The following is a 14203-nucleotide window of genomic DNA, read 5'->3' as shown; positions in this document are numbered from 1 at the left end:
GGGCCCGGGGAGGGTGCGATCGGATCGAGCAAGCTGATTTGAAGTTTCACCGCCTTGTGCAGCAAGGTTTTGCGGAGTTAGCCCAGGAAAATAAATCTCGAATTGTCCGGATAAATGCCGATCGCCCTGAATATGAAGTCGCTCAGGAAATTCAAGCTATTGTAACTCGCAGGTTAGAAGCTTGGGGATATTTAAATAATACCAATTCTGAAAAATAGCGCTAGATAATGTGTAGAGACACGGCAATGCCCTGTCCGGCTCCAAGAACTTACAATTTAATATTCTTAACTCAAAACAATTATTTAGCCGTCCCTTAAACCACAATAACCTTTTGGTATTATAGTAGCCGCGCCGACGGTTAAGATGTACTTAATTGCTAAAACCCTAGATTTTCGTCCTTCATCCTTCATCCGTTACATCCGTTACATCCGTTACAGAATCCGTTGCCGAACTTCCTTCTTCCGCAAACATGAATTATTTCACCTCATTAATCGGACAAGAGCAAGCAGTAGAATTGCTAACACAAGCAGTCGAGCGAAACCGAATTGCTCCTGGTTATTTATTTGTCGGCTCTAACGGCATCGGCAAAAGTTTAGCCGCTCAGTCTTTCATCGAGCTTTTATTCTCAGCCAATATTGCCGAAACCCGATTAATAGCCTCCGTGCAAAATCGCGTGCGGCAGCGCAATCATCCAGACTTACTTTGGGTAGAACCAACTTACATGAGCCAAGGCAAACGGCTGTCACCAAAGGAAGCAGAGGAAGCCGGTTTAAAGCGGAAAGCACCGCCACAAATTCGCTTAGAACAAGTTCGAGAAATCGGTGAATTTCTAAGCCGACCGCCGCTAGAAGCTGCGCGTTCAGTCGTAGTTTTGGAACAAGCAGAAACAATGGGTGAGGGAGCTGCTAACGGCTTGCTGAAAACATTGGAAGAACCGGGAAAAGCAGCGCTCGTTTTAATTGCTCCGACAGTGGAAGCTTTGCTGCCAACTTTGATTTCCCGCTGTCAAAAAATCCAGTTTTCTCGGCTGAATCCCCAAGCAATGGCACAAGTTTTGCAGCAAGCGGGATTCGCGGAGATTTTAGATCATCCCGAAGTAATGGGGATGGCTCAGGGAAGTCCTGGGGAGGCAATTTCTATTTGGCAGCAACTGCAATCAATACCCGAGGATTTGCTGCAAAAGGTGAAGCAGTTGCCTCAAAACCTGCGGTCTGCTTTGGAATTGGCCAAGGAAATTGATAAAACTTTAGATACTGAATCTCAGTTGTGGTTAATCGATTATTTACAGCACTGTTACTGGCAGCAATTTTTGGCAGGAGGAATTAGTCGATCGCCCTTAGAGCCCTTGGAGAAAGCACGACAATATTTGCTAAACTACGTACAACCGCGATTGGTTTGGGAATGCACGCTAATGGGAATATGTCAAGCATAATTTATTGCCAAGTTTGAGCGCAATACGATGAGTAACACGATGGAAAAAGCCACATTTGCAGCCGGTTGTTTTTGGGGAGTTGAACACAAGTTTCGCGCCGTTGCGGGTGTCGTCTCGACTGCTGCGGGCTACACAGGAGGTCACTGGCCGAATCCCTGCTACCTAGATGTTTGCGCCAGAGTCACCGGTCACGCTGAAGCCGTGCTCGTAGAGTACGATCGATCGCAGGTGAGTTACGAAGCACTGCTAGAGGTATTCTGGAACTGTCACGATCCCACCCAAATCAATCGCCAAGGCCCCGATAGAGGCGAACAGTACAGGTCTGTGATTTTTTATCACAATTCCGAACAAGAAAAAGCAGCTCGCCTCTCCAAACACAAATTGCAAAGTTCCGGTAAATACGACAAAGACATTGCCACCGAAATCAAACCTGCTGGTGAATTTTATATGGCAGAGGATTACCACCAGCAATATCTTGAGAAGAAGCGGCTTTCGTCAAAAGTCATTAATTAAAAAGTAGGCATACGCAACCAAAAATAAAAAATTTTAGGGGCTGGTAAGCTAATGATCTATACTAGCCACCACTTTATTATTAATGCAAAACTCTGCCTCCCCCAAGCCATGTTTATTTCCACCTACTTAGTAATAAATCATTAGTGATGAGAGGATAGTGTTTGGTAGGGGCAATCCCCCCGTGGTAGGTCGATGCGATGGGGATGCGGCACCAATCTCAGCTTTGACAATTGCCAAAAGAATATAGATGCGGGGCGGGGAATGCCAGTCTGAAGAAGATCGATCGCGTTTTAAACAGCTTGTTACGCAAGTCATAAGATTATAAAAATGCTGTAGTAGTTGACCGCGTAAAACCCCAACAATTTTGAAAGAAAGCCTAAATTAATATTGGTAATTTCTGTTTCATTTTTTTTGATTAATCCCGGTTTTTGCCTCCCGGACTGTAGTCATTAGTTAGCAATTAGTAGTCATTAGTCAGATTGCAGAAGGAAAATGGAAGAATATCTACTTTTGCAGTTTTGCTTGTTTATTTGCTAAGCTAGATGTGGCGATCTGTCACCAATAAACCTTAGATTTATGCACAGGTTATTAACTGGGAAACTGCGAGTAGAGTATTTAACAATACCGATAGCTAATCTTCCAGCAAATCTATCCGGTACTAAAATTGTACAGCTTACTGACTTTCACTACGACGGGGTGCGGCTGTCGGAATGGTTGCTACAAGAGGCGATTGCTGCGGCCAATGAAACTGAACCCGACCTGATTTTTTTAACCGGTGACTTTATTACCTACGATCCCGCACCTATTTACGACTTAGTGCAGCGATTGAAAAACTTGCAAAGTCGGGTGGGAATTTACGCGGTTTTGGGCAATCACGACCACTATTGGCCTGGGGCAAAGAGAGAGGTTGCTAATGCTTTAAATACCGTCGGGATTCGGGTTTTGTACAACGAAGCAATCTATCCTTTGGGGCCAGAATTTGCTTTAGTTGGGTTAGCAGATTTTTGGTCGGGCGATTTTGCGCCTAAACCTGTAATGGCATCAATAAATCCCGCGATTCCTCGGATTGTATTGTCTCACAATCCTGATACTGCTGAAAAGCTGCAAAATTGGCGTATTGATTTGCAGTTGTCTGGGCACACTCACGGCGGTCAAATCGTTATTCCTGGTATCGGCCCTTTGTACGCTTGGGTCAGAAAAATTGGCTATTTTATTCCTAAACGAATCCGAAAGTTCATTCCTTTTATGTCGGCTTGGGATCGAGTAGTTACTCACTGGGAATGGGCTAGCGGTTTGCATCAGGTTGGGAGTAATTTGCTGTACGTGAATCGCGGTTTGGGAACTTATTCGCCGGGAAGGCTATTTTGTCCCCCGGAGGTGACAGTAATTACTTTGGTTTGTCAAGATACGTAAAGGCTGGTTTAGGGTGCATACTTTCCTGATAATAGATAATATAGCAGAAGGAAAAAGCAAGTTCGGCAACGGATTGGCTTTCTTCGGATGTAACGGATGTCAGGAAGAAGGAAGAGGGAAGAAGTAAAAATGATTTTTGTACAATTTATATTATTTTTAATTGGCTTCTCCAAAGCGATAGCCTCTGCCGTAGACTGTGTGAATTAGCACCGATTCGCCAGGGGCTTCTATTTTGCGGCGCAGCAGGCGAATTTGAGCGGCTAATACATTGCTGCTGGGTTTTTCTGCTTCACTCCACAAATACTGGTGCATTTGTTCGTGTGTTAGCAATTGACCGGTATGGCGCATTAAGTATTCTAATAACTGGCATTCTTTTTCTGATAAGTCAATTGTGCGATCGCCCCGATAAGCTAATTGATTGTCGTAGTCTAGCTGTAAATCTGCAACTTGCAGCCGCCCGACAGCAACCTCGGCATCAAAAGTAGGAGGCCGCCGCAGCAAGGCGCGGACTCTGGCTAGCAGTTCTCGCAGTTCAAAAGGTTTGACTAAATAGTCGTCTGCACCCGCGTCGAGTCCTTGTACGCGATCGTCTACGGTATCTTTGGCGGTGAGAAATAGCACTGGCGTATTCCGTCCTTGCGATCGCAACTTCTGGCAAATTGCCAGTCCGGTTTGTCTCGGCAGCATCCAATCCAAAATTAGCAAATCGTAATTGCCCTGCATTGCTAAATTGCTGCCACTTGCTCCGTCAAATGCCACATCAACTGTATAACCTTCGCGCGTTAAGACTCGACTCAAAGGGTCAGTTAACTCAACTTCATCATCAACTAAAAGAATCCGCATCCTGATTTCAAATTTGAGATTTGAGATTGTAGGTTAAGTAAACTGATTTGTACTAGATTTTAATGTGTGGAATACTTTCCGTTTCGCTGCAAGCTGCTGCTACCCATTCCTCGATTGCAGGCAATGCCAAAATCGCATCCGCATAAGCTTTTGCTGATGAATCTAGTTTGACTCCGTAGGTGACAAAACGCATGACAACGGGGGCAAACATAGCGTCAACAATTGTGAATTTTCCGAACAGCATATTGCCGCCTGTCCCGAATTTTTGACGGCATTCGCGCCAAATGGCAAAGATGCGATCGATATCTGCTTCGACACCGGCAGTCATCCCTTCTCCCGGATAGCGGTTGCGGCAGTCCATCGGCATATTTTCGCGCAAATTTTGGAACCCCGCGTGCATTTCGGCGCAGATGGAACGGGCGATCGCCCGTTCCGCTACATCTGTCGGCCACAAATCATTTGCAAAGCGATCGGCAACGTATTCGCAAATTGCTAAAGATTCCCACACTTTCAAGTCGCCGTCGATTAAAACTGGCACTTTTCCCGATGGAGAATAGCGCCGAATTTCTTCATTGGTTGTCGGCCAGTCTAAGGGGATTCTCACCTCGGCAAATTCCAGTCCAGCTTGTTTCATCGCCAGCCAAGCGCGCAGCGACCAAGAGGAATAATTTTTATTACCAATAACAAGTGTCAATTCGGTCATAGTTTAGCTGTCAGCTATTTGCAATCGCCAGTTAAATTTTAAGTTTTAGAGTTGAATACACAAAGGCGTGACACACAATGGCGATCCTCGAAGAGGATCGTGCTGTTCTGTGCACCGGACTGTGCAAGAATTTTACATTAACAGCCTCCCAGCGTTCCGCGTTTTTCTGCAAACTTCGATCGGGGGGCGCGATCGAACACGCTTGATTGCAGATGAGATGAGAAGCCTCTGTCCCTGGGAACCCTTGCCTGGTTAGCGCTAGGTACAGCTACTGTATAGTCCATTTCCTCCCTCTCTACACCACCGCCTGAGAGGATTTCATCTACTGTAATCTTTTTCAGGGAATCCTGGTCTACACTGTGAAAATTTGCGTCAAATTGTTGATTGTTTTCCATACTGACCGCCCTTTAAAAAGTGACTCAATAAAAAATTACTAACTATAATATATCCTCAAACAAAGGATCGAGCAATACCCTAAATTTATTTTTACCTAGGAACTCTATGTGTTATTCTGAGTTGGGTAAAAGCTGTTTCTGCTTGTGCGACGCTTGCCCCCTTCTAAAATTTAGAAATTTACACTCTAAAAATTGACATGATTACTGTTGCACTTCCCAAAGGCGGATTGTTAGGAGATAGCATTCGGCTGTTTAAATCGGTTGGATTAGACTTCAGTGCTTTTCTCGATTCCTCTAACCGACAACTTCAAATTTATGACCCGACCGGCACTGCCAAAGCTTTGCTAGTAAGGACGCACGACGTGCCAGTTTATGTGGAATACGGTCAAGCGGATTTGGGTATTGCTGGCTATGATGTTTTGCGGGAAAAAAAGCCGAAAGTTGCCAATTTAATTGATTTAAAATTTGGCAAGTGTCGGCTGTCGGTGGCGGTGAAGGAATCTAGTTCTTATCGACGAACTGTGGATTTACCTCCTCACGGTAGAGTTGCTTCAAAATTCGTACACTGTGCAAGGGAATATTTCCACAATTTGAATTTGCCGGTGGAAATTGTGCCGCTTTACGGTTCTGTGGAGTTAGGGCCGATTACGGGTATGTCGGAGGCAATTGTGGATTTGGTTTCGACTGGCAAAACTTTGCGAGAAAATGGTTTGGTGGAAATTGATGTTTTGTTTGAAAGTTCAGCTTATTTGATCGGTCATCCTCTGAGTTACCGTTTGAATGCGGGGGGGGTGAATGAGTTGATCGGGAAGTTGAGAGAGCAAGTTTTGACGACTGTTTGATGCTAACTCCAATTAGAGTAGACCTATTGCATAAATCTTTCATTGATAGGGAAAGCACAGACGCAACGCAGATGCAATGCAGGATAGTGATCGACTTTTTCAATAGGTCTTAACTATTGTGGGGTGGGCTTCAAGCCCGCCCTAAACGTTAAATCGAACTGCTATTTGCAGGTAGAAAACCTAGTTTTTCCTGGCAGCGATTTATATAAAAACTGACGACTGTATCAGCCGGGTTTTGTTCGATTAGTTGCTGAAAATACCCCAAGGCTGCGACAAATCTTTCGGATTGCCATCCTTGAATGCCTTTGTCAAATAAACTCTGGGTAAGCTGCTTTGCCTCAGAGTCTGGACAGGAGGCTGCCCAGATTTCGTAGATTTCAATAGCTTCCTGCTTGCCGCGCGGGGTTACTCGATCGATCCAGCGATAGTAATAATTGTTGCGGGGCAAATGGCTGTCAGCAGCAGTCGCCCCAGAAGTAGAAATAATACTCTCCTGTGTTTCCACTTCTAAGTCGCACTTTAATAATAGACTTTCTTTTGAGTGGGAGTTGGAAGTTATGCCATTTAGAAATTCTCTCGCATGAACAATGGCATTTTCGCTAACAATAATTTGGCAGCCGTATATTTTAGTTAAATTTTCTAACCGAGAAGCTGTATTTACCACATCGCCGATGACTGTAGAGTCCATGCGGCGATCGGAACCTAAAGTGCCGATCATGCCGATACCTGTGTTAATTCCCGTACCAATATTGACCGGAGATTCTAAATTGTATTGGTGGCGACTGGCATTAAATTCTTGCAAAGTTTCTTGCATTGCTACTGCGGCTTCGATCGCATCCATGGCGTGAGAATTTGGCTTGTCAAATACTGCCATGATTGCATCGCCTAGGTATTTGTCAATAAACCCGCCGTGAGACGTTATGCACTCGTTCATTTTAGTAAAAAAAGCGTTCAACCATTCAAAAGTCTCGCGAGCTTGTTGAGATTCGGCGATCGCAGTAAACCCGCGAATGTCACAAAATAAAACAGTCAGCTCTTCTTCTGTAGCATTGCCCAACTGAATAGATTCTATTCCTTGCGGCGCAATTCGCTCCAGAATTTGCTCTGGCACAAATAGCTGAAATTTTTCTGAAAGATATTCGTTTGCTTCCCAAGCTGCGGCGATTTGGCGTTTGCTTTGCTCTCTGACTTGCTGGTTGAATAGGGAAGATACAGCTTGCGATCGCATTTGACTCAACTGCAAAATATTTTCCACTTTCGCCAGCAACAAACGACTGTTAAAAGGCTTTGTCAAATAATCATCAGCCATCATTTCTAACCCTTTGATGCGAGACATATCGTCATCGAGGGCCGTCAAAAAAATCACCGGTACAGTTTGCAATGCCGTATCCTTCCGCAGGATCTCGCACACATCAAAACCGTCCATCTCTGGCATCATAATATCTAGTAAAATTAAATCGGGTCGAGAGGCGCGGGCAAGGGAGAGCGCTTCATGGCCAGATAGCGCTGATACTGTAGCGTATCCTTTCAGGTGCAATAACTCTTCCAGTAAAGTCAGATTAGCTGGCTCGTCATCAACCAACATGATGCAGGGCGACTTGTTTGACATGGAATATGATATAATATATTGAATTTAGCTCGGGAGTTGCGCGTGGGGAAGCTCGAAAACGGGTTGATTGGTATATTTCTCCTTACTAAACTCGATATTTTTCGTAGGAACAGGCTTTCGGAGGCAAGTGCGGGCAAGTCATATAGATATTTATCTACTATTGAGTTTAACCTTTGTTGTTATCAATTATCATAAATGGCAGTGCTGGAACTGCAAATAATTATTGTTAGCCAAGAAAAGAACGGACAGTAGCGATCGTCAAATTCAAATCCAGTGGCTTGCTCAAATAAGCAGAAGCGCCAGCTTCCAAACATCGCTCACTGTCACCGGGCATCGCCATCGCCGTCACCGCAATCATCGGTACCGAATCCCAGACAGGATCTGCTTTAACTCGGCGCATCAACTCAAAGCCGTCAACATCCGGCAACTGAATGTCCATCAAAATCAAATCCGGCAGCAACTCCGGGGCTGCAGAGGCGGCGAGAATACGATCGGCCATCGCCTTCCCATCTGCGATTATCTCTACCCCGTACCCCTCCAATTCCATCACCTCAGAAATTAACATTTGGTTAAAAGGCTGGTCTTCGACAACCAAAATCCGCTTCCTGGCAATTGGTAAAGCAATCGCAGAAGCAGGAACTAACTTGGTATCCAAAGCACAAGAAGCAAAGTTTCCCAACTGTTGACGTATCTCCGTCAAAGGCAGCCAAACGCGGAAAAGACTTCCCCGATCGCAAACAGATTGAAAAGAAACAGTTCCCCCGTGCAATTCTGCCAGACGCTTAGTCAAAGCCAAACCCAAACCTGTACCTTCGTGCCGCCGAGTCAGGGAAGAATCCACCTGTTGAAAAGGTCGAAATAGCAAGTGCCAGCGGTCTTGAGGAATGCCGATGCCGGAGTCTTCCACCTCAAAACAAAAATAAGGAGTGCTGGCATTTACAGGAGAACAATCCGGCCGGTAGTCGCCGTTTATTTCACTGCCGTAGACCAGACGCCCGCTGAGTTTAACTTGTCCCTGTTCGGGGGTAAATTTGATGGCATTGGAAAGTAAATTAATCACAATTTGTCGCACTCGCCGTTCGTCGAGCCAAACTTTAGTAATACGGTTGTCGAGTTCTAAAGACAAACCGATTCGCTTTTTCTCGGCCCGTGGCTGCATCATTTTCAGACAGTCGGTCGCGAGTTCTTGAACGCGAACAGGCTGTAAGTTTAGTTCTACTTTCCCCGCTTCAATTTTAGAAAGATCGAGAATATCGTTGATTAGCTGCAACAAGTGCTGGCCGCTTTTTTCGATCAGTTCTACATAGTTGATTTGTCGATCGCTCAACTGTCCGGCTGTTTGCCGCAGCAGCAAGTCAGAAAAGCCGAGAATGCTGTTGAGAGGCGTCCGCAATTCGTGGGACATTGAGGCTAAAAACTCAGATTTCAACTGAGAAGAATACTCTAATTCTTCATTAACTTGGCGCAGGTTTTCTTGTGTCTGAGCCCGCTCGATCGCCGCCCCCAAAGTCCGGCAAGCAGCCTCCAGCACTTCTTGGTTGAGGGCGGTTTGCAGTTTTTTGACGTTGCGGGACTCCAGCGTCAGTACGCCAATAATTGTACCGTCGGTGGCTGCGATCGGAAAAATGCCCAGTTGTCCAATTCCTGGATGCCGAAATTTCGGCACGGCATTGGGATGTTGGGCATAATCCTCTACGAACAAAGGTTTACCAGTTTTCACCACTTCCCACAGCAAACCGATGCCGTAGGGAATGCCTTGGTCGAGCAATTCTTGCATTGCTGCGACTACTGGTTCCCCGTAAGTAGCCAGAAATTGACCAGAAATGTGGTTGGAAATCGCCGCCGCTTGCCGATCGTTTCCCTTGCCGCTAATCACCTTGACATCTCCGAAAGCAGCATTCATTGCCTCTACTAGATAGGTGAGGGCAAACTGACCTATTTCTTGCAAACTGTCAGACTTTTGCAGGCGTTCGGTTAAACCTAAAAGAAATCTCAGTCGCCTGACTTCTGCGTTCAAGCTAGCTTGGGAGTTTTGGTATACCGTAACGTCTCGAAAGGTAAACAGCCGTCCGCCGCTGTTGGTAATCGTGGCGCACACCTCCAAACAAACCGCATTGGATTGCTCGAAATAAAATGATAAACTTTCCTGCTGAGATTTTTCGAGCGCTTGCTGAAACTCTTGCCACTGCTGAACTGACAAGTAACCCCGATCGACAATTTCCGCAAACAGCAAGTGGCACTTCGGCTTTGTTTCCAGCCATTCTGGGGACAGTCCCCAGATTCCCGCCAATTTTTTGTTAAACAAAACTAAGCAATCAGACGAGTCGAACAGAGCGATCGCATTGTCTACTTGATTGAGAATCAGTTCTTGGTCTGCCCTCAACTGGTGCAAGTCTCTCTCCATTTTCTCTGTGTGTTTAGCTCTTAGTTTCGTTGTCATAACTTTCTAGGGATATGGCAAGAGTTATTTTATAACTCCTTACTTAAGGTGACATAATTTTATGTTTTTGGGCAGTGAGGGCGATCGATCGGTCTTGTGATCTGAGACACTTGCTGGTTTCGGAGGGCGATCGGAACCCGCTTTGAACTGCGTCGGCTACACTGCTTAATCATGAGGCAATAAGGAGGGAAAGCATTATGAGAGAAGCAGAATCTTTTAATAACAATGCTGTCGAACTTGATGGCATCTGACTTGAAACTCTTGTGTCCAACCCTGTGCTAAACTGACCCATAATAAAAACTAATTCCGATGATAAGAAATCAGCATATAGCAATCATAAGTCATTTGTGAATTTCTTACGGACTCCCAGCGGGTTCGGGGAGGGTTGGGGTGGGGTAAAAAATTTACGACTCCTGCAAGGATTGCTATATGTCAAATGCAATCATGACCTTACCCTTAAATTTTCTTAGCAATAACTTGATGATTGGGATTAACTGCTCAAGCAAGTATTGGATTCAAAAACATAGGCATAAGGCGCGCCCTAAGCACCCGGAGACAGTGATATCAGTTTCAAAAAAGCAACTGTAGCCTCGTGATCCCAAGCCATACACAATCAGTTATTCCCAATAATTTAATCTAAAATTGTGTGACTGAGCGCTCACGCCGAAGTCGAAAATCTACAATGGTATGAGTTATGACGATCGAACTTATGAGTAAGGTGTGCAGTGCACACCCTACAAATGTGAGTTAAGCTAATCCGCATTTAAATTGCAGAGTAAAATAGATCTTTACTCTTGTGGGGTGGGCAGGAGATCCCGCACTTAACATACAATTTAAATGCAGTACAGGTTAGAGCGTGAGTATTGTTAATGTTTCTTAGGATTTTTCGGAAAAGGAATGCCCAAACTTTCGTGAAAAACAACCTGAGTTTTATAAGTCAAGCGCCGGTTAACTTGTTTGATGATTTTTTCCAAAAGCGCATCGCCAGTTTTTTCTATTAAAGGTTGAGACATCGATCGAATAAACTTGGGAAAGCAAACCCCCACAGCCAAATCCAGCTTCCAGCTAGTCATGGTAATCGCAGGCGGCAGCTTAGCACGTTCCGAGCTCGGCCAATCGGCGGCAAACTCCTGAGACGGTATCTCCACTAGCTTCATTGCCGATCGAAAATCCACTTCATACCCAGGGGAGGTATAATCCGGAACCGGGATTGTCTTAATCAAATAGCAGCCTTCAGCGTCAGGCGGCAGCAACTCTAAACCAATTCTCGCTTCAACACGGTAGCCGAAAGCCCCAAAACGCCCGATTAATAAATCATAGCCGTTTTCTCCGAGCGGCTCGGCCTTCATCGGCGAAGCGCACTGGCAAAACCAAGTCTTGTGGTTGTTCAAATGCTTTGCCACCGTCTCTGCATCGGCGTACATCTCCATGCTGTCTTCAAAATGCGTGTGAAACCAAATCGGCTCAACTTCCTCTCCTGCATCCGCGCTTCCACTTTCCGGCTGTCGGAAACTCGCATCTGGGTAGTAATTTTCGTCAGAAGCTTCAACAGTGTGATATTCAGCGGAATCCTGCTTCATTGTATGCTCTCCTGTTATACACGCCAATCGATCCGGTTGGGGATGTGTTAAGGGAGTTTCCTCCCTACAATTGAGAAATTGATAGTAACAAAACTTACCCTAATCCAGCATAACTCGACTTATGAAAGCATTTGTAGCAGGAGCCACAGGTCAGACTGGCCGCCGCATCGTCGCAGAATTAGTCAAGCGAGGTATTCCCGTGCGCGCCTTAGTCCGAAATCTAGACACAGCTAGACAAATTTTACCACCGGAGGCTGAGTTAGTGACTGGGGATGTATTAAATGCGACTTCCCTGGGCGAGGCCATCGGGGATAGTACGGTATTGCTGTGTGCGACAGGGGCGGCCCCTGGTTTTGACCCGACAGCGCCTTACAAGGTGGATTTTGAAGGTACTAAAAATTTGGTGGATGCAGCTAAGGCTAAGGGCATTGAGCATTTTGTGCTTGTGACTTCTCTGTGCGTCTCTCAGTTTTTTCACCCGCTAAATTTGTTTTGGCTGATTCTGGTTTGGAAGAAGCAAGCCGAGGAGTATTTGCAAAAAAGCGGTTTGACTTATACGATCGTCCGTCCGGGCGGTCTCAAAAATGAGGATAATTCAGATGCGATCGTCATGACTGGTGCCGACAAAATGTTTGAGAGCAGCATTCCCCGCACTAAGGTAGCCCAAGTGTGCGTGGAGGCGCTGTTTCAGCCGGCTTCTCGCAACAAGGTTGTGGAAATTGTGGCGAAGTCGGAGGCTCCGCAAAAGAGTTTTGAGGAGTTGTTTGCCAGTGTGATTTGATTGAATTAGCCTCGCTTGGGTTCGGTGCGTCAGACCAAAAACACTTTGATTAGGATCTGAGATGTTGCACCATTGTCAAGAACAGGCTTTCCGGCCTGTTCCACAAAAAGTGCATTTTCTTGTAGGGTGGGCATCCTGCCCGCCCAAAAAAGGCTTATCGAGAATGGTGCAAGATGTGATTTGGGTCAAAGATTTGGGCTGACGCACCCTACAACAATTTTCCGATCGCCAAATCTGGCAAAATCTTAATAGTTTTACCATTCGCCGTTGAAATTTCTCTCTCCCAGCATGAAAACTCTCAAGTGGCCAGCTTGGTTCCCCTATCCGATTTCGTGGTTAAGGGCATTTGCTCTCGCTCAGAGTTTTAGTTTTGTCCTTCGTAGGGGCATTCCTTTGGTCAGCGACGATATCGGCTTTCTGACTCTACTGCTGGCGGCTTGGCTGATTCAGTTGCCTGTGTTTTTTGTGTTTCACTTGTTCGCAGTCAAAATCTTAAATCCCTTACTAATTATGCTGCCGGGGCGCTTTCGCGTTGCGCGAAAGTTCAAGCGCAGGCACACTGGTATTCGATCGCACTTGCGAGAAGGGTTGAATGCTGTTGTAGTGATTTTTTTTGCCTTTAATCTGTCGCTGTTGGTGCAACTTGCGATTTTTTATTGGCCAGCGCGATCGATCGATCCGGCTCAGTTACTAACAGGAATATCTACTCTGACAAATGTTGCGGTAGCCGGTGAATTAGATTTCTGGCTGATTAAATTGGCGGGGGTTTTATCGAGTCTAACGCTGGTAGCCGCCCCCCTATATCAATACGATTTTCGGGTGCGCCGGATGCGGGCGGCTCGAAAATGGGTTGAATTTGCGGAAATGGAAATGACCTTGCTGGAAGCTGAGAAATTGAGCCGTCGAAAAAGAGGTTTGCTGAGGCGATCGGAGATTCAAATCCTCGGATTTATACTTTTAATCGGCGCTGTGATTGGCGGCGGTGTTTTTTTGGTTGACAGTTTGCGGGGAAATCAGCAGTTATCGCAGTCGGCAAGCGGGGTGGGAAAATTTCCGCCGCTGGCTATAAAAACCGGAGATCCTTACATTCGAGCCCTGATGCGAACTATTTCTGCTAGCGAGTCGAATGTTGCTCGACCTTATCACGTTGTTTACGGTGGCAAATATATATTAGATTTGAGCCGCCATCCTGACTGGTGCGTGAAGATTGTTAATGGCCCGAATCGAGGCAAGTGTACTACCGCTGCGGGCAGGTATCAATTTCTGACTTCGACTTGGAAGGAGAAGGCGAAGCGCTATCAGGCCCGTCGTGCTAATTTTTTATTTTGGGAAGATTACAGTTTTGAACCAGAAGATCAGGATGCTGTGGTTTATGCTTGGTTGAGCGATCGCAAGTTTTGGAAAGCTGATATTCCTGAGATGTTGCGGCAGGAAAGATTAACTGAGGTATTGCGGATGCTTTCGGGAACTTGGACGAGTTTGGGATATGGAATTGAGAACAATTCTATGAGTTCTCGTTTGCCGAAAGTCTACCGGGAAATGCTGCGGGAAGAATTGGAAAATGCTGGTGCTTAGCGAGTTAAATGTTGACTGTTGACATTTGACTGTTGACGGTTGACTGTTAACTATTAACGAATGTTGTTGGTTATTAA

General features: G+C 45.7%; 13 protein-coding genes. 7 read left to right on the top strand and 6 right to left on the bottom strand.

The window, feature by feature from the left end; genetic code table 11:
- The 4 genes from QUA77_RS03315 to QUA77_RS03300 form a co-directional block, all read left to right on the top strand.
- Window positions 1-218 (top strand): dTMP kinase (locus QUA77_RS03315; protein WP_445302053.1); only part of this gene is annotated, 218 nt, incomplete at its 5' end.
- Window positions 219-469: 251 nt separating this feature from the next.
- The gene (locus tag QUA77_RS03310) at window positions 470-1432 is read left to right on the top strand and encodes a DNA polymerase III subunit delta' (RefSeq protein ID WP_333449252.1); all 963 of its coding nucleotides are present in this window, start codon (window positions 470-472) and stop codon (window positions 1430-1432) included.
- A 27-nt stretch (window positions 1433-1459) separates the two neighbouring features.
- On the top strand, window positions 1460-1945 hold the full coding sequence (msrA, locus tag QUA77_RS03305) for a peptide-methionine (S)-S-oxide reductase MsrA (RefSeq protein ID WP_445302052.1): 486 nt from the start codon (window positions 1460-1462) through the stop codon (window positions 1943-1945).
- 576 nt (window positions 1946-2521) lie between these two features.
- Window positions 2522-3358, top strand: a complete 837-nt coding sequence (locus QUA77_RS03300; RefSeq protein ID WP_333042745.1) for a metallophosphoesterase — start codon at window positions 2522-2524, stop codon at window positions 3356-3358.
- A 156-nt stretch (window positions 3359-3514) separates the two neighbouring features.
- On the opposite strand, the gene rppA is transcribed toward QUA77_RS03300, so the two are convergent.
- From rppA to QUA77_RS03285, 3 genes are all read right to left on the bottom strand, one after another.
- A complete protein-coding gene (gene rppA / locus QUA77_RS03295) occupies window positions 3515-4201 on the bottom strand; it encodes a two-component system response regulator RppA (protein ID WP_333183449.1) in 687 nt (228 codons plus the stop codon).
- 52 nt (window positions 4202-4253) lie between these two features.
- The gene (locus QUA77_RS03290; protein ID WP_333449251.1) at window positions 4254-4904 is read right to left on the bottom strand and encodes a glutathione S-transferase family protein; all 651 of its coding nucleotides are present in this window, start codon (window positions 4902-4904) and stop codon (window positions 4254-4256) included.
- Between the two features lie 137 nt (window positions 4905-5041).
- Window positions 5042-5299, bottom strand: a complete 258-nt coding sequence (locus tag QUA77_RS03285) for a hypothetical protein (protein ID WP_333449250.1) — start codon at window positions 5297-5299, stop codon at window positions 5042-5044.
- Between the two features lie 197 nt (window positions 5300-5496).
- Between QUA77_RS03285 and hisG the strand changes: the two genes are divergently transcribed.
- The gene (gene hisG / locus QUA77_RS03280) at window positions 5497-6141 is read left to right on the top strand and encodes an ATP phosphoribosyltransferase (protein ID WP_333076539.1); all 645 of its coding nucleotides are present in this window, start codon (window positions 5497-5499) and stop codon (window positions 6139-6141) included.
- Between the two features lie 148 nt (window positions 6142-6289).
- Here the strand turns inward: hisG and QUA77_RS03275 are convergent, their stop codons facing one another.
- The 3 genes from QUA77_RS03275 to QUA77_RS03265 all read right to left on the bottom strand — a co-directional run bounded on the left by QUA77_RS03275 (window position 6290) and on the right by QUA77_RS03265 (window position 11770).
- Complete coding sequence (locus QUA77_RS03275) at window positions 6290-7750, bottom strand: response regulator (protein ID WP_333449249.1); 1461 nt, start codon at window positions 7748-7750, stop codon at window positions 6290-6292.
- A gap of 226 nt (window positions 7751-7976) precedes the next feature.
- Window positions 7977-10190 carry an ATP-binding protein gene (locus QUA77_RS03270; RefSeq protein WP_333449248.1) on the bottom strand — a complete coding sequence of 738 codons (2214 nt, stop codon included), beginning with the start codon at window positions 10188-10190 and terminating at the stop codon, window positions 7977-7979.
- An 866-nt stretch (window positions 10191-11056) separates the two neighbouring features.
- Window positions 11057-11770 (bottom strand): DUF1997 domain-containing protein, encoded by a 714-nt coding sequence (locus QUA77_RS03265; protein ID WP_333449247.1) that lies wholly within the window; start codon window positions 11768-11770, stop codon window positions 11057-11059.
- A 121-nt stretch (window positions 11771-11891) separates the two neighbouring features.
- Here QUA77_RS03265 and QUA77_RS03260 point away from each other — a divergent pair, with 121 nt between their 5' ends.
- Together QUA77_RS03260 and QUA77_RS03255 are read left to right on the top strand one after the other, a co-directional pair.
- The gene (locus QUA77_RS03260; RefSeq protein ID WP_333429935.1) at window positions 11892-12551 is read left to right on the top strand and encodes an NAD(P)H-binding protein; all 660 of its coding nucleotides are present in this window, start codon (window positions 11892-11894) and stop codon (window positions 12549-12551) included.
- Between the two features lie 288 nt (window positions 12552-12839).
- Window positions 12840-14126: a glycoside hydrolase family protein gene (locus tag QUA77_RS03255; RefSeq protein WP_333449246.1), complete on the top strand. Its 1287-nt coding sequence runs from the start codon at window positions 12840-12842 to the stop codon at window positions 14124-14126.
- Window positions 14127-14203 lie beyond the last annotated feature (77 nt).

Source organism: Microcoleus sp. K5-D4, assembly GCF_036704575.1.
GTDB lineage: Bacteria > Cyanobacteriota > Cyanobacteriia > Cyanobacteriales > Microcoleaceae > Microcoleus.
The sequence above is the reverse complement of the archived record's forward strand: the minus strand, read 5'-3'. Positions and strand labels throughout refer to the sequence as shown.

Bases quoted from the DNA above. Each gene is read 5' to 3' on its own strand.
- QUA77_RS03310 (WP_333449252.1), top strand. From the start codon at position 470: ATGAATTATTTCACCTCATTAATCGGACAAGAGCAAGCAGTAGAATTG.
- msrA (WP_445302052.1), top strand. From the start codon at position 1,460: ATGAGTAACACGATGGAAAAAGCCACATTTGCAGCCGGTTGTTTTTGG.
- QUA77_RS03300 (WP_333042745.1), top strand. From the start codon at position 2,522: ATGCACAGGTTATTAACTGGGAAACTGCGAGTAGAGTATTTAACAATA.
- rppA (WP_333183449.1), bottom strand. From the start codon at position 4,201: ATGCGGATTCTTTTAGTTGATGATGAAGTTGAGTTAACTGACCCTTTG.
- QUA77_RS03290 (WP_333449251.1), bottom strand. From the start codon at position 4,904: ATGACCGAATTGACACTTGTTATTGGTAATAAAAATTATTCCTCTTGG.
- QUA77_RS03285 (WP_333449250.1), bottom strand. From the start codon at position 5,299: ATGGAAAACAATCAACAATTTGACGCAAATTTTCACAGTGTAGACCAG.
- hisG (WP_333076539.1), top strand. From the start codon at position 5,497: ATGATTACTGTTGCACTTCCCAAAGGCGGATTGTTAGGAGATAGCATT.
- QUA77_RS03275 (WP_333449249.1), bottom strand. From the start codon at position 7,750: ATGTCAAACAAGTCGCCCTGCATCATGTTGGTTGATGACGAGCCAGCT.
- QUA77_RS03270 (WP_333449248.1), bottom strand. From the start codon at position 10,190: ATGACAACGAAACTAAGAGCTAAACACACAGAGAAAATGGAGAGAGAC.
- QUA77_RS03265 (WP_333449247.1), bottom strand. From the start codon at position 11,770: ATGAAGCAGGATTCCGCTGAATATCACACTGTTGAAGCTTCTGACGAA.
- QUA77_RS03260 (WP_333429935.1), top strand. From the start codon at position 11,892: ATGAAAGCATTTGTAGCAGGAGCCACAGGTCAGACTGGCCGCCGCATC.
- QUA77_RS03255 (WP_333449246.1), top strand. From the start codon at position 12,840: ATGAAAACTCTCAAGTGGCCAGCTTGGTTCCCCTATCCGATTTCGTGG.